Origin of the sequence: Actinoplanes sp. NPDC020271, from assembly GCF_044388125.1 — a bacterium.
GTDB lineage: Bacteria > Actinomycetota > Actinomycetes > Mycobacteriales > Micromonosporaceae > Actinoplanes.
The window spans coordinates 97,096-116,305 of the sequence record NZ_JBIRWQ010000018.1 but is presented as its reverse complement, the minus strand read 5'-3'; the positions used below and the strand labels follow the sequence as shown (position 1 = coordinate 116,305).

17 protein-coding genes and 2 pseudogenes are annotated in these 19,210 nt (G+C 69.9%); 7 read left to right on the top strand and 12 right to left on the bottom strand.

Features of this window, described 5'->3' with window-relative positions; all coding sequences use genetic code 11:
- The 9 genes and pseudogenes from ACH442_RS32155 to ACH442_RS32115 all read right to left on the bottom strand — a co-directional run.
- Positions 1-400: pseudogene (locus ACH442_RS32155) on the bottom strand (hypothetical protein); the annotation flags it as partial.
- 201 nt (positions 401-601) lie between these two features.
- Entirely contained in the window at positions 602-1,822 is a 1,221-nt protein-coding gene (locus tag ACH442_RS32150; protein ID WP_396341889.1) for an APC family permease, read from the bottom strand.
- A 79-nt stretch (positions 1,823-1,901) separates the two neighbouring features.
- The gene (locus tag ACH442_RS32145; protein ID WP_396341888.1) at positions 1,902-3,758 is read right to left on the bottom strand and encodes an adenylyl cyclase; all 1,857 of its coding nucleotides are present in this window, start codon (positions 3,756-3,758) and stop codon (positions 1,902-1,904) included.
- 173 nt (positions 3,759-3,931) lie between these two features.
- A complete protein-coding gene (locus ACH442_RS32140) occupies positions 3,932-4,651 on the bottom strand; it encodes a class F sortase (RefSeq protein ID WP_396341887.1) in 720 nt (239 codons plus the stop codon).
- Between the two features lie 23 nt (positions 4,652-4,674).
- Positions 4,675-5,142 carry a hypothetical protein gene (locus ACH442_RS32135; protein ID WP_396341886.1) on the bottom strand — a complete coding sequence of 156 codons (468 nt, stop codon included), beginning with the start codon at positions 5,140-5,142 and terminating at the stop codon, positions 4,675-4,677.
- A 315-nt stretch (positions 5,143-5,457) separates the two neighbouring features.
- Positions 5,458-6,012, bottom strand: coding sequence for a DUF2510 domain-containing protein (locus tag ACH442_RS32130; protein WP_396341885.1), 555 nt, complete (start codon positions 6,010-6,012; stop codon positions 5,458-5,460).
- Between the two features lie 409 nt (positions 6,013-6,421).
- Positions 6,422-7,198: an ABC transporter permease gene (locus ACH442_RS32125; RefSeq protein ID WP_396341884.1), complete on the bottom strand. Its 777-nt coding sequence runs from the start codon at positions 7,196-7,198 to the stop codon at positions 6,422-6,424.
- Positions 7,199-7,283: 85 nt separating this feature from the next.
- Positions 7,284-8,222, bottom strand: a complete 939-nt coding sequence (locus tag ACH442_RS32120; RefSeq protein WP_396341883.1) for an ABC transporter ATP-binding protein — start codon at positions 8,220-8,222, stop codon at positions 7,284-7,286.
- A gap of 144 nt (positions 8,223-8,366) precedes the next feature.
- Positions 8,367-9,002: a PadR family transcriptional regulator gene (locus ACH442_RS32115; RefSeq protein ID WP_396341882.1), complete on the bottom strand. Its 636-nt coding sequence runs from the start codon at positions 9,000-9,002 to the stop codon at positions 8,367-8,369.
- A gap of 141 nt (positions 9,003-9,143) precedes the next feature.
- Here ACH442_RS32115 and ACH442_RS32110 point away from each other — a divergent pair.
- From ACH442_RS32110 to ACH442_RS32100, 3 genes and pseudogenes are all read left to right on the top strand, one after another.
- A pseudogene (locus tag ACH442_RS32110) lies at positions 9,144-9,736 on the top strand (DedA family protein); the annotation flags it as partial.
- A gap of 31 nt (positions 9,737-9,767) precedes the next feature.
- The gene (locus ACH442_RS32105) at positions 9,768-10,874 is read left to right on the top strand and encodes a sensor histidine kinase (RefSeq protein ID WP_396341881.1); all 1,107 of its coding nucleotides are present in this window, start codon (positions 9,768-9,770) and stop codon (positions 10,872-10,874) included.
- Complete coding sequence (locus ACH442_RS32100; protein ID WP_396341880.1) at positions 10,865-11,503, top strand: response regulator; 639 nt, start codon at positions 10,865-10,867, stop codon at positions 11,501-11,503. The genes ACH442_RS32105 and ACH442_RS32100 overlap by 10 nt, the downstream gene beginning before the upstream one ends.
- On the opposite strand, the gene ACH442_RS32095 is transcribed toward ACH442_RS32100, so the two are convergent.
- Positions 11,500-13,002, bottom strand: coding sequence for a M28 family metallopeptidase (locus ACH442_RS32095; protein WP_396341879.1), 1,503 nt, complete (start codon positions 13,000-13,002; stop codon positions 11,500-11,502). The genes ACH442_RS32100 and ACH442_RS32095 overlap by 4 nt on opposite strands.
- A gap of 210 nt (positions 13,003-13,212) precedes the next feature.
- Here ACH442_RS32095 and ACH442_RS32090 point away from each other — a divergent pair, with 210 nt between their 5' ends.
- Positions 13,213-14,817 (top strand): alpha/beta hydrolase, encoded by a 1,605-nt coding sequence (locus ACH442_RS32090; protein WP_396341878.1) that lies wholly within the window; start codon positions 13,213-13,215, stop codon positions 14,815-14,817.
- A gap of 96 nt (positions 14,818-14,913) precedes the next feature.
- On the opposite strand, the gene ACH442_RS32085 is transcribed toward ACH442_RS32090, so the two are convergent.
- Positions 14,914-15,078: a hypothetical protein gene (locus ACH442_RS32085; protein WP_396341877.1), complete on the bottom strand. Its 165-nt coding sequence runs from the start codon at positions 15,076-15,078 to the stop codon at positions 14,914-14,916.
- A gap of 119 nt (positions 15,079-15,197) precedes the next feature.
- On the opposite strand from ACH442_RS32085, the gene ACH442_RS32080 reads away from it, so the two are divergent.
- The 3 genes from ACH442_RS32080 to ACH442_RS32070 are packed head-to-tail and all read left to right on the top strand — an operon-like array spanning position 15,198 to position 18,391.
- Complete coding sequence (locus tag ACH442_RS32080) at positions 15,198-17,030, top strand: tetratricopeptide repeat protein (protein ID WP_396341876.1); 1,833 nt, start codon at positions 15,198-15,200, stop codon at positions 17,028-17,030.
- A gap of 55 nt (positions 17,031-17,085) precedes the next feature.
- Positions 17,086-17,994, top strand: a complete 909-nt coding sequence (locus ACH442_RS32075) for an STM4015 family protein (protein ID WP_396341875.1) — start codon at positions 17,086-17,088, stop codon at positions 17,992-17,994.
- A 40-nt stretch (positions 17,995-18,034) separates the two neighbouring features.
- Positions 18,035-18,391: a PRC-barrel domain-containing protein gene (locus ACH442_RS32070; RefSeq protein WP_396341874.1), complete on the top strand. Its 357-nt coding sequence runs from the start codon at positions 18,035-18,037 to the stop codon at positions 18,389-18,391.
- A 39-nt stretch (positions 18,392-18,430) separates the two neighbouring features.
- Here the strand turns inward: ACH442_RS32070 and ACH442_RS32065 are convergent, their stop codons facing one another.
- Positions 18,431-19,207: an ABC transporter ATP-binding protein gene (locus tag ACH442_RS32065; protein ID WP_396341873.1), complete on the bottom strand. Its 777-nt coding sequence runs from the start codon at positions 19,205-19,207 to the stop codon at positions 18,431-18,433.
- Positions 19,208-19,210 lie beyond the last annotated feature (3 nt).

Here is a 19,210-nt window from a genome sequence, read left to right as displayed (position 1 = left end):
CCGCGGAGGTGGAAACGGCGACTGGCTCGGTGATCGCGTCATCCGCGGAGGTGGAAACGGCGACTGGCTCGGTGATCGCGTCATCCGCGGAGGTGGAAACGGCGACTGGCTCGGTGATCGCGTCATCCGCGGAGGTGGTGGCAACGTCGTCCGAGGACGAGGCGACCGGCTCGGTGACAACGTCATCCGACGTAGCAGGTGCGGTGGCCGGAGCAACCGGCTCCGCCACCACCGGAGCCGCCACGACGGCGGTCGGCTCGGCGGACGATGCCACCGTCGAAGAGGAAGCGGGCACGGTCTCGCTGACGGCAGCCGGTGCGGTCGTCGCGGGAGCCTCAGCCCCAGCGCGGCGATCACGGATGAACCATCCGGCTATGAGGCCGATCACGAGCCCGGCCACAAGGGAGAGAATTTCTGCCATATCGGGCCTCCGGGCAGGAGATGAGGGTGCATGTGGTAGCGGGCAGCTTCGCACATCACCTTCAGTAGCCACGAGCAGGGTGGTTGGTCCGGCGGTGCAGTGCATACGTGATCGCCCACAGCACCATGCCGATCAGGAGCAGGATCCCGGCGACCCGGTAGTCCGCGGATGCCCGCCCGCTCAGCGGACTGGCCAGGAACGCGCAGGCCAGCGCCCGAGGACGGGAATCACCGTCGGCGCCCGGAAGTGGTCGTGAGTGACCCGGTCCCGCCGCAGGACCAGCACCGCCACGTTGACCACGGTGAACACGCAGAGCAGCAGCAGCGCGGTGGTCCCGCCGAGCGCGGTCAGGTCGGCGAACCAGATCAGCCCGAAGGCGACCAGCGTCGTGAAGACGATCCCCACCCAGGGCGTACGCCGTGAAGCGTGCACCCGTCCGAGAAGGCGCGGCAGCACACCCTCGTTCGCCATCCCGTACAGCAGCCGGCTCGCCATCATCATGTTGATGAGTGCGCTGTTGGCCACGGCGAACATGGTGATCCACGCGAACACCGAGACGGGGAACCCGGGCGCGCCCGCCTGCACCACCTTGAGCAGTGGAGTCTCGCCCGTGCCGAGCTCGGCCGGCGGTACCAGCGCGACCGAGGAGATCGCCACCAGCACGTAGATCACCCCGGTCACGCAGATCCCGGTCAGCATCACTTTCGGGAACGTCCGCCCCGGGTCCCGGGTCTCCTCGGCCATGTTGACCGAGTCCTCGAAGCCGACCATCGCGAAGAAGGCGAGCGCCGTCCCGGCGGTCACGGACAGGATCACGCTGTGCCCGGGTGGCGTGTTGAAGTCCCCGAGCCGCGACAGGTCGCCCTTGCCGCCGGTGAGGGCGAGTGCCCCGACGCCGATCACGATCAGCAGCCCGGTCAGCTCGACGCAGGTCAGGACCACGTTCGCCTTGACGCTCTCGCCGACGCCGCGGAAGTTGACCAGCGCGACCAGGACCATGAACGCCAGCGCGACGAGGGTTGTCGGCACGTCCGCCTGCAGGGCCGAGCCGAAGTTCCCGGCGAACGCCTTGGCCGCGCTGGAGGCCGAGGTCAGCCCGGAGCACATCACCGCGAACGCCACCATGAACGTGAGGAAGTGCAGACCGAACGCCTTGTGCGTGTAGAGCGCGGCGCCGGCCGCCCGCGGGTACTTGGTCACCAGTTCGAGATAGCTGAACGCGGTCAGCAACGCGACCACGAACGCCAGCAGGAACGGCAGCCAGACCGCGCCGCCGACCTGGTTGGCGACCTTGCCGGTCAGCGCGTAGACGCCGGTGCCGAGGATGTCGCCGATCACGAAGAGCAGCAGCAGTCCCGGCCCGATCACCCGGTTGAGGGACGGTTCGGTGGTGGTGGTCATCACCTCCGATTACCTGTGCCACGGGCAAAAAGTAACGCGGTGGTCACTCTCCGGAGAGGGTGACCACCGCGTCGGTGGATCAGGGAGCGGGGTACTGGTTCACGTAGACCGGCACGCCGACCTTCGTGGTGTCGGCCGCGTCGCCCACGCCGTTGACGACGTGATCGATGACGCCTGCGCTCAGGTTCACCGTCATGATGTGGTGCAACTGGACGCCCGGCTTCTGCGGCACCTCGAAGCCGTTCTCCGTGTGGATCGACGGGTTGTTCTGGTTGAAGACGTAGACCCCCGCGCCGTACAGCTGATGGGTCTTGACCTTGTCCCCGACCTTGTAACCGGCGTAACCCTCGACCTTGCCGTTCATCCAGTCGGCCTGGGTCGGCGGGTCGTAGGGCAGTTCGTTCTGGTACAGGATCGTCTCGCCGCCGTTGCCGTTCCAGACCGTGTTGTATTTCTGGAAGTGCTCGACGAACAGGCCGGTCGCGGTCACGTCGTCACCGTTGATCACCGCGCCGTACGTGCCGATGTTGGTGTTCCACCGCTCGGTGTCGCCGCCGGTGAAGCCCTCGACGCCGTGGTCCGCGCGCCACACCCAGGTGTGGTCGATCAGCACGTCGTCGCTGTTGACCTCGAGCGCCGTGCCGGTCTTGCCGACGTGCGGGCCGCCGACGCGGAAGTAGACGTCCTGCAGCGTGGTCGGGTTGTTCGGCTGGGTGAAGCCCTTGCCGTGGCTACGGCCGACGCGCAGCAGCGCGGACGACTTCTGCGTGCCGGCGTCGATGGTGAGGCCGGCGACGACGACGCCCGGGACGTCCTCGATCTGCAGCGGCGTGGAGCCCTTGACCGCGGTCAGCGTCGCGTGCCCCAGGCCCAGCACCACGGTGTTCGGCCGCCACACGTCGATGCTGCGGTCGATGTTGTAGACGCCCGGCGTGAACAGGATGTTCTTGCCGAGGGCGGCGGCCAGGTTGATCTTCGCGGCGGAGTCACCGGGCTTGGCGACGAAGAAGTCGCTCAGTGGGATGTTCCGGCCCGGCGAGTTCCAGGTGACGCCGGAGGTGTTGCGCTGCGCGGCGGCGACGTGGACCTGGTACTTGCCCTTGGCGTCGACGAACAGGTACGGCTTTTCCCGGCTGACCGGCGTCTTCGCCACCGTGGTGTACGGCGGGTTCGGGAACGCCGAGTCGTCGGGGGCGCCGACGACGCCGGAGAAGACCTGGTTCCACACACCGTTCGACCAGCTCGCGACCTCGCTGTTGCGGGTCAGCCACTGCTGCTGCGAGCCGTTCGTGGTGGCCGGCAGCTTGGAGTCGGCGATGAAGCCGCCGGAGGCGTACTGCGGTCCGGCGGTGCAGTAGTCCATCAGCGACAGTGTGCCGCCGGTGAACTGGGTGCGGCGCAGCGAGACCGCCTGCGAGACGCCCCAGAAGTTGGCCGTCTGCCGGCAGCCGTCCTGGCCGGCGCCGTTGATGTTGACGGTCAGGTTGCCCACGGTCCGCCAGAAGTTGACCAGGGCCAGGCAGTTGCTGGTGCCGCCGTTCTCCAGGCAGCGGTTGTAGACCTCGACCTTGCCGTTGATGACGACGTCACCCGGGTTCGCGCCCAGGCCGGCGAGCTCGGTGTAGTAGCCGACCTTGATCTGCAGCGGGTGCTCGGCGGTGCCGTAGGTGCCCGGTTTGAACAGGAACGCGTACCGGTCGGTGCCCATCTCGTTGTCGACCTGCTTGGCGTTCGCGGCGTCCAGGGTGGCCTGGATCTCGCTGACCGGCTGGCTCGGATCGAAAACGGTCACATTGGTGCCCAGGTTGGGCGTGGTGCTCTGGGGGTGCGCGGCGGCCGGCGCGGACTGCGCCGTCACCGCCGTGAGGGCCAGGCCGAGCGCGAACGCTCCGGCGGTGGTCCGGCGCAGAACGGTGCGCCGGCGGATTCTCGTCATACGGAGGAGTCCCTTCCGGAAACAAGATCGCAATGATCCAGGTCACGGAAGCAATCGGCGTGCCTCCATGTCAAGAGCGCTCTCAGAACAGACCGCCGCCAATGCGGGCAAGCCGCCCAGGTTCCGGAACTTCAATGTCCGTTCAGCTCGGAACCGGTACCGAGAGCGCTCTCTCAGCGTGACTCCGCGAACACCACGATATTGCTCCGATAACTGCCGCGATCACGGTCGAACGAGCCGCCACACGTGATCAGCCGCAGCGTCGACCCGGGTGTCTCGCCGTAGACGTCCGCACTCGGGAACGCCTTCTTCGGGTAGCTCGCCACCTTGGTGACCGTGAACGTGACGACGCTCCGGCCGTCCCCGCGCACCGTGATCGTGTCGCCCGGCTTCAGCTCCCGCAGCCGGAAGAAGACCGCCGGACCGTCCCTGGCGGTGTCGACGTGACCGGCAATGATCGCCGGGCCGGGCGAGCCGGGCATCGCCGAACCCTCGTACCACCCGGCCGGTGCGTCCGACCGCAGCGGCGGCGTGTCCAGGGTGCCGTCCGGGCGCAGCCCGATCGAGGTCACCGCGGTGTGCACCCCGATCGCCGGGATGTCCAGCCGCGTCGGCGGCCGCCCCGGTTTCGCCGACTTCGCCGGTTTCCGGGCACTCGGCGTCGGCGCGGGCAGGTTCTCCCACGTCAGCGCGGCCGTCTCCGGCGACTCGGCCACGGACGCCACCGGGGGCGGCAGGGCATCGTCGGTGAACAGGCCCAGCACGGTGATCGTGGCGCCGAGGACGGCGAGGACGGCCGAGAAGGCCGCCGCCCGCGGATTCTGGATCGCGACACGCCGCGATGTCCGCTCCTGCCCACCCATTCCGGCGCGGCGCTCGCTCCGCCGTGTCATCAAGGACATGTGCGCGTACGCCGTCAGCCGCGCGCCGGGCGACCGACCGCGAACCGAGCGGTCACCAGCGCCGCCAGCATCAGGAACACGCCCGCCACCAGCAGCGACACCCGCCGTCCGCTCAGCCCGCCGCCCCCGCCCGCATCCACCCCGCCGGCCGGGGTCGGCTTGGTGCTCGCCCGCTTGCTCGGCGACGGCGACTTCGTCGCCAGCGGCGTGGTCGCCGCCGGATCCACACCCGGACCGTCATTTCCGGTCGGCGTCGCCGTCGTCTTCGGTGACAGAGTGCCCGGCGACCCCGACGAGGCCGGCCCGTTCACCGGCGGAAGCGTCTCGGAGGACGCCGTGCTGCCCGGTGCGCTCGCGGTGTTGCCGTCCTTCGTCGAGTTGTCGCAGAACGACAAGGTCAGGGCGAGCAGGATCAGCAGCAGGGCCGCCGCGCCCAGCGCGATCAGCCAGTTCCGGCGCTGTTCCGCCGCGTGTTCGGCCATCGTGGACCTCCCCGGGACGCCCGGCCGGGCAGTGGGACCGCCACGATACCGGCCGCCCGGGCCGGGCCGCGCCGTTCCGTCCATGATCGGTCACTGTCGGCCACCTCCGTCGATGGCGGTCCAGTACCCCGTCAGGACAGTTTTCAATTCCTCCTCAGCTGTCAGCCTCCCGACCCTGCTGGCTCCCGGCGCGCTTCCCTGCTCCGGGAACACCCCGGACGGCCGGTCGGCGACCGTGAGCCGTGCCGCGTGGCCGGGCCCGCGGGCTGAGGGCTGTATTCCGGCGGGAGGACAGTCCTCAGTGCAGGTTCGGGGTCAGCGCAGGAGGACGGCGTAGACGACCAGGGCGGTGAGGATCACGGCGGCGAGCGTGGCCAGCAGCAGGGGGTGGGTGAGCAGGCCGGTGGCGTGGCGGGCGCCCGGGCGTTTGTCCGCCTCCGGGGCCGGGCTGCTCCCGAACGCCGACAACGCGTCCGCGGGGGAGAGCGTCGGATGATCGTCGGTCAGGGACACGGCCGGCGGCAGGGCGCCACCGTCGACGGGCGGCATCGTGTAGCTGATCTGTTCCGCGGCGGGCGCGGGCAGACCGCCACCATGTCCGCCGCCCGAGTACCCACCGGCCGCACCGGTCGACTGGGTCGCGAAGATCGGCGCGGACTCCGGATCGGCCGGAACCACGGTGTGCGCCCCCGGCACCAGCGGCCCCGACGGCGCCAGCTGCGGAAAGTAGCCGCCCAGCCCTGCGGTCGGGGGCAGCATGGCCGCTCCCGGCTGAAGGTGGTCGGTCCACTGCTGCCCGTCCCACCAGCGGGTCGCGGGCAGGCCGCTCGGGTCTGCGTACCAGCCGGCAGGCTGCGCGGGGATCGTCATCGGCGCGGGTCTCCGTTTCCCGTTGCGGTCCAGGACTGCCGCATCATCGGGCCCCACACCCTCTCCTTTAGCGAACTGTCCAGTGATCAACACCCCACCCGGGCAGAACCGGGCCCGGCGCCGAGCCGCCCGCGAAGCCCGCAGCCCGGCCCTGCCTGCGTGCCGCGCAGTGCGTGGCGCGGCTCTCACCTGCTCCGGGGCCGCGAGCCTCGCTCCCGGACCGGGCCGCGGCGCGCGTCTGACCTCCATCGACCTGTCGCGCGGTGGGTTGGTGTTCCGACCGTGCCCACCCACGGAGGTCGCCCTGGCGGGCTGAGCGTTCTGGGCGCCCCGCGCCCTGCTCGGCCCGCCAGGGTCCCCGCGGGAGCGGCGGAGATCGACCACAGCGGAGAGGGGACAAGAAATGCTTTTACACCGATTTTTGGTACGCCCGGAATGTCCGAGTGGAGAGCACCAGCATCACCACCGCGAGGATCAGCAGCCATCCGCCGCGACTGGCGACGACGCCCCAGTCCGGTTCTGATCGCATGGCGGCGCGCGCGGCGTCGAGTGACCAGTTGACCGGGTTGAAGTCGGCGATCCGGCGCATCCACGACGGCATCAGCGTGGACGCCATGAACGCGGACGACAGGAACGTCAGCGGGAGCAGCAGCAACGTGTTGATCCCGATGATCGTCTCGCGCTGGCGGACCAGCATGCCGACCGTGTTCGACAAGGCGCTGAAGATCGTGCCGAGCAGCAGCGCGGCGACGAGCATGGCCGGCAGGCCGGCCGCCCCGCCGGGGTAGGTCGCGCCGGCGGCCAGGCCGAGCAGGATGATCGCGGTGACCTGGACAGCCGTGGACAGCGCCTGTTCGAGGACGAGCGAGTTCATGATCGCGCCGCGCGCCACCGGGGTGGTGAGCAGGCGGTTCATGGTGCCGCGCTCGATCTCTTCGAGCACCCCCATGCCGGACCACATGTTCGACGAGACCGCGGTCATCGCGACCACGCCGGGGATGATGTAGTCCAGGTAGGAACCGCCGCCGAAGCCCGGCAGTTCGACGACCCGGCGGAACAGGTTGCCGAACAGGAAGAGCCAGATCGCCGGCTGGATCAGCAGGATGCCGACGAACGCGGGCTGCTTGACCAGCACTTTCAGCCGCCGGTTGGTCATCCACCAGGTGTGTGTCACGAGCGTCGTCACGCTGTGCCTCCTTGGGCATGCCGCCCCGGCCCGCGCCGGCGAGGTGGTTGATCGGCTGCGGCGAGGTGCCGCTCGGTGCAGTCGGTCATGCGGCGAACCGCCTTCCCGCGTGGCGGAGATAGACGTCGTCGAGGGACGGGCGGGCGACGGTCACCGTCGCGACGCCGATGCCGGCCGCCTCCAGCGCAGCCAGGGCGGCGGGCACGGCCGCGGCGCCGTCGTCGGCCCGGGCGCTCAGCGTCCGCCCGTCCAGGGCGACGTCGCGCAGGCCGGCGACGTGCGAGATCGCCTGCCGCGCCTGCGGCTCGTCCGGGGTCCGGTGCAGTTCCAGGTGTACGGCGTCACCCCGCAACTCCCCTTTGAGCTGCGCGGGCGTGCCCTCGGCGACGATCCGCCCGCCGTCGACGATGGCGAGCCGGGCGGCCAGTTTGTCCGCCTCGTCCAGGTAGTGCGTGGTCAGCAGGATGGCGATCGACTCGTCGGCGGCGAGCCGGCCGATCTCGGTCCACATCTGGGCGCGGCCCTCCGGGTCGAGTCCGGTGGTCGGCTCGTCGAGGAACAGCACCTCCGGCCGGTGGATCAGGGCGAGCGCGACGTCGAGGCGGCGCTGCATGCCGCCCGACCAGCCACGGACGCTGCGATCCGCGGCCGGGGTCAGGTCGAAGCGTTCCAAGAGGTCGTCGACACGGCGCTTGTCCCGTACGCCGAAGATCCTCGCCTGAAGCGTGAGGTTGTCGCGACCGCTCGCCATCGGGTCCAGAGCGGAGCGCTGCGGGACGACGCCGATCACGCGGCGCACCCGCTCGGGGTGGCGCAGCACGTCGTGCCCGGCGACGGTGGCCCGGCCGGAGTCGGGACGGGCCAGCGTCGTGAGGATCTTGACGGTGCTGGACTTGCCGGCGCCGTTCGGCCCGAGCAGGCCGAACACCTCGCCGGCGCGGACGGTGAGGGTGAGCCCGTCGAGGGCCCGCACCCCGCCGGGATAGGTCTTTCGCAGGTCTTCTGCCGTTACGGCATGACTCATGGTGATCCTTCTCCAGATCGCCACGGGTCGTGTCCCGGTTATCCTTGTTGCTGCTACACGCCTCGGATCACCGGGCCGTTCCCGCGGCCGGTTGATGGGGTCCGGCCCCGGCCCGGTGTTCCCGCACCGGCCGGGGCCGTTTTCTTACGTCTCCGTCATGAAGTCGGAGAGGTCGTCCGGGAGTTCCCCGGTCTCGTGGATGCGCTGCCAGGTGCTCATCCCCGGCATCTTCCCGTCCCGCAGGTCGCTGAGCAGCCCGGTGATCCAGGCGACCTCGGCCTCCCGCATGGCCAGGCGATATTCCGCCTCGACCAGGAAGAGCCGCGGCACCTCGTGGACCAGGGTGCGCAGATCCTGCCGCATCCGGTCGTTCTCCAGGGCGAGGATGCCGAGCCGTTGCTCGAGCAGCTCGATCACCTCGCCGGGTGGCAGCACCCCGAGGACGGAGAGGGCTGCCTGCAGCTTCGGGTATTCCGCCTCGGGGGTGCCGACCAGCTCGCGCATCCAGTCGGCGAGCTCGTCGCGGCCGGTGCCGGTCAGCCGGTACACCGTGCGCTCGGGCCGACGGCCTTCCCGGACCGTCTCCGCCGCCTCGATGAAACGGTGCTTCTCCAGGTTCTGCACCACCGTGTAGAGCGAACCCCACTGGATCTTGATGTCGGCGTCCTTGCCGAACGCTTTGAGCTGGGCCGCGATCTCATACGGATGCAGGGGCCGGATGCTCAGCTGCGCCATGATGTGCAACCCGAGCAGGTTGCCCACCTTGCGTCGCTTCGCCATCCCGCTCCCTCGCTCCCGAATGCTCGTAGCCGAGTATTACCCATCCGAGCATCGGAGCGAAAGACCCTGTGGTTATCCCCAGGGCAAGTCGGTGGACCGCCACATTCCGCCGGCCACCCGGAATTTCTAGCGTCTTCAGGCATGACGACTGCGACGGAAATGGTTATCGACCTGGTGGAACGACTCGGTGGCCCAGGTGCCGGGCTCGCCGTGGCGCTGGAGAATCTGTTCCCGCCGATCCCGAGTGAGGTGATCCTGCCGCTGGCCGGGTTCACCGCAGGTCAGGGCCGGATGAGCCTGATCGGGGCGCTCGTCTGGACCACGCTGGGTTCGGTGCTCGGCGCGCTCGCCCTCTACGGGCTCGGCGCGGCGCTCGGCCGTGACCGGATGCGCGCCGTGGTCGCTCGCCTACCCTGGTCAAACTCGCCGACGTCGACCGGACCGAGGCGTGGTTCGCCCGGCACGGCGCCAAGGCGGTCCTCTTCGGCCGGATGATTCCGATCTTCCGCAGCCTCATCTCGATCCCGGCCGGTCTGGAGCGCATGCCGGTCGGCACGTTCCTGGCCTGCACCACGCTGGGCAGCGCGATCTGGAACACGGTGTTCGTGCTGGCCGGGTATCAGCTGGGGGAGAACTGGGAGGCCGTCGAGGGCTATGTCGCCGCCTTCCAGAACGTGATCATCGTGGCCTGCGCGGTCGCCGTGGTGGGGTTCGTCCTGGTCCGGCTCCGTAAACGGCCGGCCCACCGTGCCTGATACTGGGCCGGTGGTGGTCGCCGTGCTCGCGAAGTGGACTCGCCTGATCGCGGGCCTGGTCACCGGCGTCGTCAGTGCGGTCGCCGGGATGCTCGTGCTGGTCATCGCCGTGCCGGCTGGGGGTCTCGCGGCCCGGGCCGCCGCGGCACTCACCGGCTGGGAGCGGCGCCGGGTCGCGTTCGCGCTCGGCGAGCCGATGCCACCACCGATCAGGATCAAAACCCGCCGCGCGTACGGCTATCTCGCCGCCCGTCTCCCGCTGGCGTTGCTCGGCGCGGTGGTCGCCGGCTTGCTCGTGGTCGGGATCGCGCTGGCCGGCATCGTGGTCCGGGCCGTGGTGACCGGCCGCATGAGCGTGCCCGACGCGCTGGCCCAGGCGCTGCTCGGGGCCGCCCTGCTGACGATGAACCTGCAGGGCGTCACCGCCGTGACCGGCATGGAGCAGCGGTTGAGCCGTAATCTGCTGGAGCCGTCCGGCAGCCGGGAGGCGTTGCGCGCGCGGATCCGGGAGCTGGCCACCAGCCGGGCCGAAGTGGTCGCGGCCGTCGACGCCGAGCGCCAGCGGATCGAACGTGACCTGCACGACGGGTTGCAACAGCGACTGGTCGCCCTGGGGGTGCTGCTCGGCCGGGCCCGGCGCCGGCCCGACGACGACAGGGTCGCTGAGCTGCTGGCCCAGGCGCACGCCGACGTGCAGCAAGCGGTCGAGGAGATGCGCGAGGTGGCCTGGCGGCTCTACCCGTCGGCACTGACCCACAACACCCTGGAGGACGTGCTGGTGATGCTGGCGCAGCGGACGTCCGTCCCGGTGAAGGTCGATTGTTCGCTGCCGGAGCGCCCGGCCCGGCCGGTGGAGACCGCGCTCTACTTCGTGGCGTCCGAGGCGATCACGAACGCGGTCAAGCACGCCCGGGCTACGGTGATCACCGTCGAGATCGGAGCGAGCGCCGAGGGGGTCCGGATGCGGGTCCACGACGACGGCGTGGGCGGCGCCGACCCGGACGGCACCGGGCTGCACGGCCTGGCCCGCCGGGTCGCGGCTCTGGACGGTCGTCTCCAGGTGGAGAGCCCGGCCGGCGGGGGCACGACGATCCGGGTCGAGGTGCCGTGCGACTAGTGCTGGCCGAGGACTCGGCACTGCTGCGCGAGGGCCTGGTGCGGCTGCTCGCCGACGAGGGCCACGACGTGCTCGCCGCCGTCCCGGATGCTCCCGGCCTGCTCACCGCGGTCGAGGAGCATCGGCCTGACGTGGTGGTGACCGACGTGCGGATGCCGCCGGACAACACCGACGACGGGCTGCGGGCGGCGCTGGAGATCCGCCGGCGCCGGCCCGGCATGGCGGTGCTGGTGCTCTCGCAATTCGTCGAGAAACGCTACGCCACCCAGTTGCTCGCCGCCGGCTCGGAGGGCGTCGGGTACCTGCTCAAGGACCGGGTCGCGCACGTCGACGACTTCCTCGACGCGCTCGACCGGGTGGCCGCCGGATCCACCGCGCTGGATCCCGAGATGGTCCGGCAGCTGATGACCGGTCACGCCGATCCGCTGGAACGGCTGACCCCGCGCGAGCGGGACGTGCTGCACCTGATGGCGCAGGGCCACACGAACGCGGCCCTGGCCACCCGGTTGCACGTCTCGCAGAGCGCGGTGGAGAAGCACGTCAACACCATCTTCGACAAGCTGGACCTGATGCACGTCACCGGGTACAGCCGCCGCATCCTGGCGATCCTGCGCTACCTCGGTTCCTAGGACTTGGTGATCACCACGTTGTCGACGGCGGCCTCGATCAGCGACGCCGTGCCCGTGTCGGCCGCTTCCACCTGGAGCTGGATCGTCTGACCGGCGTACGCGGAAAGGTTCGCCGTGGCGGTCGTCCAGGCCGCCGCCTTGTTGCTGGCCGCGGCGTTGAGGTTGATCAGCGTGGCACCTCCGGCGATCCGGATGCGCAGGTAGTCGGCGCTGGTCGCGTTGTTCAGGTACGCCAGGTACCACGACAGGTTCAGCGTCAGTGTCCCGCTCGGCAGCGTGATCGCCGGTGACGTCAGCGTGGTCACGCCCCCGTCCAGGTCGTTCGCGCCCGCGCTCGATCCCGCCGCCGCGCCGGTGACCAGTGCGTAGGTGCCGCCGGCGGCGGTGCCGAGCTGGGTGGTCACGCCCGAGCTGCTGGTCGCCTCCGGGTCGCCGCGCTCGAACGCGCCCGCCGTCGCGGTGTCGGTGGTCCCGGCCGTCCAGCCCTTGGCGGTCTCGAAGTCGTCGGACCAGACGGTCGACCCGGTCGGGGGAGTGGAGGCGCCGGCGAGCGTCCAGACGGCGTACGCGATCGCATCCGCATTCCGGTCCAGAGCGGTGTCGTTGATGTTCGCCGACGTGTCACAGGCCTTGTGGTAGCAGGCGTCGAACGCCGTGGCCGTACCACCCCAGAGCGCGACCTGCGCGGACGTCTTGATCCCCTCGGCCCCGGTGAAGATGCCACCGGCCGGGATGCCGGCGCTGATGAACGGGCCGTAGTCGCTGCGCCCGTCGAAATCGGTGCCGCGTGTGGGCACCCCGATCGAGGTGAAGTAATCGGCGAGCGTCTGTTCGATCGCGGCCGAACCGGTGGGCCCGGGACCCGATCCGGTGTTGTCCGAGTTGTCACCGTCGTAGAGGAAATAGCCGGGGTTCGGTGAAGCGACCATGTCGAAGTTCAGATATCCGGTGATGGCCGCTTTCTGCGCACTCGTCAGAGAATTGACGTACGCCGTGGAGCCGCGCAACCCGAGTTCCTCCGCGCCCCACCAGCCGAACCGCAGGTGTCGCGCCGGCTGGAATCCGGATCGCGCCACCTGGAGTGCCACTTCCAGGTTGGCCGCCGATCCGGAGCCGTTGTCGTTGATCCCCGGTCCGGCCGTGACGCTGTCCAGGTGCGCCCCGACCATCAGGGTCTTGCTGGTGTCGCCGCCGGGCCAGTCGGCGATCAGGTTGTAGCCGGTCGCGCCGTTGTACGTGAAGCTCTGCTGCGTGGTGGTGAATCCGGCCTGGTCGAGCAGGCCTTTCACGTAGGTGACGGAGGCCAGGTAGCCGGGCCGGCCGTGCGCCCGGTTGCCGCCGTTGGCGGTGGCGATGCTCTGCAACTGGGCGAGGTGGGCCTTGACGTTCGCCACCGGGATGTCCGGGGTGGCGGCCGCGGCGGCCTGGGCGGGGGCGGCGGCGAGGCCGGCGATCAGCACGACGGCGCCGATGGTTGCACGCAAGGGGTGTCCCTTCATTAGGGGGCAAACGCATCGACGAGCATGACATTTGTCATGGGCCTCAGGGGCATATCAATCAATACCTATTTCCGCCTTCGCCATCGATTGATCCGCCGAGGAAATCGGCCGTAAAGGTTGTGCGACATCTCCATGTCTGAATAACTAGTCTGCGGAGATCGCCCGGGCCCACCACGGCCCGCCGGGCGTTTCGTCAACGGAAGGCAAGGGATGCGCAAAATCCTGGCGGCCACCTTCGCCGCCTCGGTCGGCCTCCTCATCGGCGCCGGTACGATCCCGGTCGCCGCGGCGGCCCACACGAACCCGAGCGGCAGTGGCTACACGCCACCCCCGATCGACTGGGGCACCTGCACCCGGGCGAGCCTCAAGGCCCGTAACGCCCAGTGCGGTTTCCTGGTCGTCCCGCTCGACTACGCGAAACCGAACGGCACCAAGATCAAGGTCGCGGTGTCCCGGATCAACCACAAGAGCACCGCCGACAAGTACCAGGGCGTCATGCTCACCAACCCGGGCGGCCCCGGCGGCTCCGGGCTCGGCCTGCCGGTCATCGGCGAGACCGTGCCCAACGGCGCCGGCGACTACTACGACTGGATCGGCTTCGACCCGCGCGGCGTCGGCTCCAGCGTTCCGGCGCTGTCCTGCGACGTGAACTACGCCGGCTACAACCGGCCGTACTACGTGCCCGTCACCAAGTCTCTGGAGAAGACCTGGCTGAAGAAGGCCACGGACTACTCGAAGGCCTGCGACAAGGCCGGCGGCGCCCTGCTCGACCACGTCAAGACCACCGACTCGGTGGCCGACATGGAGAGCCTGCGCAAGGCCCTCGGCGCCAAGCAGATCAACTACTACGGATTCTCGTACGGGACGTACCTCGGTCAGGTCTACGCCACGTTGCACCCGGACAAGGTCCGCCGCGCGATCTTCGACGGCGTGGTCGACCCGCGGCGCGTCTGGTACGACGCCAACCTCGACCAGGACATCCAGTTCGACAAGAACATGGACGTCTACTTCGCCTGGATCGCCAAGTACGACTCGGTCTACCACCTCGGCACGACCGGCAAGTCGGTGAAGGCGAAGTACTACGCGACGCTCCAGCAGCTCCGCAAGGCCCCGGCCGCCGGCAAGATCGGCCCGGACGAGTGGAACGACATCTTCGTCTCGGCCGGCTACTACGTCTACGGCTGGCAGGACGTCGCCGACGCCTTCGCCGCGTGGGTCAACGAGAAGGACGCGACGCTGCTCCTGGCCAACTACGCCGAGCCGGGCGCGGTCGGCGCCGACAACAACTACGCGATGTACCTGGCCACCCAGTGCAGCGACGTGAAGTGGCCGACCAACTGGTCCAAGTGGCAGCGGGACAACTGGAAGATCTACTCCAAGTACCCGTTCATCACCTGGAACAACGCCTGGTACAATGCGCCCTGCATCAACTGGGGCGCCAAGCCGGGCACGCCGGTCACGATCAACGGCAAGAAGTCGCCGTCGGTCCTGCTGATCAGCGAGACGAACGACGCGGCGACGCCGTACACCGGTGCGCTGCAGGTTCGGAAGCTGTTCCCGAAGTCGGTCCTCATCGAGGGCGTCGGCGGCACCACGCACGCCGGCTCGCTCAGCGGCATCGCCTGCACGGACGACACGATCGCGAACTACCTCGCGACCGGCGCCCTGCCCAAGCGGGTCAACGGCAACCGCTCCGACATCCAGTGCGCGCCGGTTCCGCAGCCGGACCCGACCGCGGTCAGCACCTTCAGCAAGAAGACCGCCACGGGCGACACCGCCCGTGACGTCATCCGCGCCGCCACCGGTCGCGGCTGACCCTGCCCCACCGATGGGCCGCGCCGACCCCGGCGCGGCCCATTCCTTTCCCTTCGGGCCGCTTCTGGTCGCTGCCACTGATCGGCGCGTACGGCCTCAGCGCTTCTTGCGATCCGGCCGGGTGCCGCGCCAGGTGGCGAAGAGCGCGCTGCCCACGCCCGTGACCGCGGCGAGCGCGGCCGGCCCGGCGACGAGGTAGATCGCGCCGCAGGACACCAGGATGACGAAGAGTGCCAGCAATTCAACAAGCTTGATGTTCATGTGACCACTGAAGTGGATGCGAGCGGGGATCCCGGCACGTGACGAAGGACCTCGATGAGCCTCGAAGGGCCGCGGACAGGCGCGCTTCGCCGACCTTCGCCGGCCTTCGGCGTCGTACGATGAAAGCCCTGTCGAAGAACGCCGGAGGGCCGTCGATGGAACGGGACGAGCAGGCCGGGGACCCGAGCGTTCAAGCATACGAAGTGGAGCTCGCCCGCTTCGCCACGGACCTCACGACGCTGCGGATCGAACAGGGCAAACCGTCACTGCGCGCCATTGCGAGACATGCCCCCGCGGCCCGATCGCTGTCGGAGTCCGGCGTGAGCGAGGCTCTCAGCGGCCGCCGCCTGCCGAGCATCGACTTCCTCGTGGCGCTGGTCAAGACGCTGCTGAGCCTCGGCCACCCGCAGCACAAGCCACCGGCTGACGACGACCCTCGCCTCGAGTTCTGGCGGCAGCGCTGGAGTCTGCTCCAACGCCTGCAGGTCGCCGAGCGCCGCCACCGGCTGACCAGCACCCCGGTCGCCGTGAAGCCGGCTCCCGCCCCGCGCCCCGAGCCCGTGGTCCCGTCCGGGAAGCCGCTGCGCTGTTTCGTCGCGATGCCCGGCCGCACGATGGGCCCGGCCAGCGGGTGGGACGACGTGAGCGCGATCCGTGAGCAGCTGCTGCTCCCGGTCGTGCGGGCGGTCGGTGAACGTACCGGCCGTCCCGTCGAACTGGTCATCGAGAAGGAGAAGACGGCCTCCGGCGTCATTCACCGCTCGATGTTCCGCGAAGCCCACGACGCCGAGATCTACATCGCCGACCTGACCGGCGCCAACGCCAACGTGTACCTGGAGCTGGGGGTCCGCTGGGCCACCCGCGACAACGTGACGATCGTGATCTGTCAGGACCTCGCCGACGTCCGGTTCAACCCTCTCGTCGTCCGGATCATCGAGTACGGCAAGGACCGCATCGCCGAATCCGTGCGGCGGATCGCCCAGGCCGCCGTCGACGGGATCGAACACCCGGAACTCGTCGACAGCCCGGTCCGGGACACCGCGCTCGCCGTTGTCGTTTCCCGCGCCGAACTGGAGGCGATGCGCCGCGAGCACGCCGCGGCCGCCGTGGAACTCGCGCACCTGCGGGAGCAGCTCGGCGACGACCTGCTTCTGGCCGCCCGCAACACCTCCGACTCGCGGCGCCGGGTGTTGCTGCTGGAGAAAGCCGTCGAGCGGAACCCGGCGAGCTGGCAGGCCCACTTCGAGCTCGGCTCCATCTTCCGCCGGGAGGGAAAGTACGCCGAGGCCGTCGAGACCCTGCGCATCGCCACGGAGTTGCGCCCCGACCACGCCCCGGCCTGGCGGGAACTCGGCACTGCGCTCGGCAAGGTCTCCGGGTCGATGACCGAGGCGACGACAGCGTTCGAGCGGGCGCTCGCCCTCGACGACCGGGACGCCGAGAGCTGGGCCACCCAGGGCGGGCTGCTGCGCCGGCTGGCCCGCACCGCGACGCCCGGAGCCCTTGACGAGACCCTGCTCGACCGGGCCCTCACCTGCTACCGGCGGGCCGCCGAGCTGGCGCCCAACCAGCTGTACCCGGAGATGAACGCCGCCCGTATCGAACTGCTGCTCGCCGGATGCCGGCGAACGGACAGCGGCCCGGCCCGCGCCCGCATCGAACAACTCGAACACCTGGCCCGCTTCGCCGTGCACAACAGCGGCGGCAAGGACCCGTGGGCGGCGTTCGATCTGGCGGACACCCTGCTGCTGACCGGCCGGGCCGGCGAAGGGCTGGCCATGCTGCGCCGCGCGGCCGACCTCTGCGTCGCGGAAGAACGCACGGCCATCCTCAAGACGGTCGCGGAGCCGATGAACGACCTGCTGACCGTCGCGGACGCCCTCGAGCCGGCCGCCGCGGAGGCCCTCCGGGAGGCGATCGAATTGTGCAAGACTCTGGCTTTCCAGGACTGAACCCCTGTTAGCTTTACGGCGTTGATCCCGCCGATGCAGCCGGTGCCGAGGAGCCATGGGCGTCCACGAGTTCCTGGACACGTTCGCCGGTCTGCCGGTCGTCCGCTGGGACGAGGCAACACCGGAGGTTCCGCCGGCGGTCGCCTGGTGGATGACTGTCGAACGCAGCGGCGAGACGTTCGCGTCGGTCTTCGAGCAGGTGATGGAGCTGGCCGGGCCGGCCGGGCCGACTGCCCTGATCGTCAGCGACTGGGGCACACCGAACCTGGAGCCGTTCCCGGTGGAGGTGCTGACCCGCAGCGCCGCCCGGCTCGGCGGCCTGCGCGCACTGTTCCTCGGCGAGATGTCCGGCGAGCAGTGCGAGATCTCGTGGATCCGGCACGGCGACATCACACCCCTTCTTGAGGGGTTCCCACAGCTGCAGCACCTGTGGATCCGCGGCGGGGCCGGTCTGGAACTGACCCCGGTACGCCACGAGAACCTGCACGAGCTGGTCATCCAGTCCGGTGGCCTGCCCGGCTCGGTGGTGCGGTCGCTCGCCGCCTGCGAGCTGCCGAACCTCGAGGAGCTCGAACTGTGGCTCGGCGTCGCCCAGTACGGGGGCGACGCGCGCGCCGAGGACCTGGCGCCCGTCCTGGCCGGCCGGGCGATGCCGTCGCTGAGCTGGCTGGGCCTGCGCAACGCGGAGATCACCGACGAGCTCGCGGCCGCCGTCGCCGCGGCGCCGATCGTCGCCCGGCTCCGGGTGCTGGACTTGTCCATGGGTACGCTCAGTGACACCGGGGCGGAGGCTCTTCTTGCCGGTCAGCCGTTGACCCACCTGGAGCACCTGGTCCTGCACCACCACTTCCTCTCGCGTGAGGTGGCGCGCCGCCTGGTCGACGAGCTGCCGGAGGTCGAGGTCGACATCTCCGACGAGCAGCAGGTGGAGGACCGGGGCCGCTACACGGCGGTCAGCGAATAGGGGGAGTTTCGAGTCCGGACCGGAGGGAACGGTAGGGGGCATGTTTCCGGCGGAGAATTTGCGTGACTGGCGTGGGCTGAAGGTCATCGACCCGAACGGCGACAAGATCGGTGACCTGGAGGCCGTGTACGTCGACACGGCCACCGACGAGCCGTCCTTCGTCACCGTGCGGGTCGGGTTCATCGGCCGCCACCGCCTGGCCTTCGTCCCGCTCGCCGGCGCGACCGTCAAGCCCGACGCGGTGCGTGTCCGTTACGAGAAGAAGCTGGCCGGCGATGCCCCGGCGATCGACGTGGACGGCGAACTGCCGGCCGCCGACGAGCCGCGGGTGTTCGCACACTACGGCGTCCCGTACACCCCGGGCACCGGGGGAGAGCGCCGCCTCGCGCGCCGCTGAACGGCCCGCACCGTAGAGGTCCGGGCCGTTGAGCGGCAGTCAGTGCGTCGCGGCCTTCTTGGCCAACTGGATCTGTTCGTAGACGCGCGTCCGCAACTCCACGAACCGCGGGTCCGCCCGGGTGTGCAGCTGATCCCGTTCCGCCGGCAGGTCGACGACCAGCTCGTCCTGCACCACGGTCGGCGACGACGACAGCATCACCACGCGCCGCCCCAGATATACGGCCTCGTCGATGTCGTGGGTCACGAACAGCACGGTCACCTTCAGCCGCTGCCACAGTGACCGGACCAGATCCTCCAGGTCGGCCCGGGTCTGTGCGTCGACGGCCGCGAACGGCTCGTCCATCAGCAGCGTCTGCGGCTCGTAGGCGACGGCCCGCGCGATCGCCACGCGCTGCTGCATGCCGCCGGAGAGCTGCCACGGGTACGCCGACGCGGTGCCGCTGAGGCCGACCGCGTCGAGGGCCGTGTCGACCAGCGTCTTGCGGCGATCACGGTCGACTTTCTTCTGCTTGAGCGGCAGCTCGACGTTGTCGCGCACGCTCATCCAGGGGAACAGGCTGCGCCCGTACTCCTGGAAGACGACGGCCATGCCGGGGGGCGGCCCGGTGACCGCGTTGCCGTTGACCTTGACCGACCCGGAGGTCGGGGTGAGCAGGCCGGAGATGCAGCGCAGCAGGGTGGTCTTGCCGCAGCCGGACGGGCCGACGAGGCAGACCAGGTCACCGTTGTCGACGGTGAAGGTGAGCTCGCGCAGCGCCTCGACCTCCCGGCTGCCAGAACTGTAGACCTTGCGCAGGCCTTTGACCTCGAGCATCGT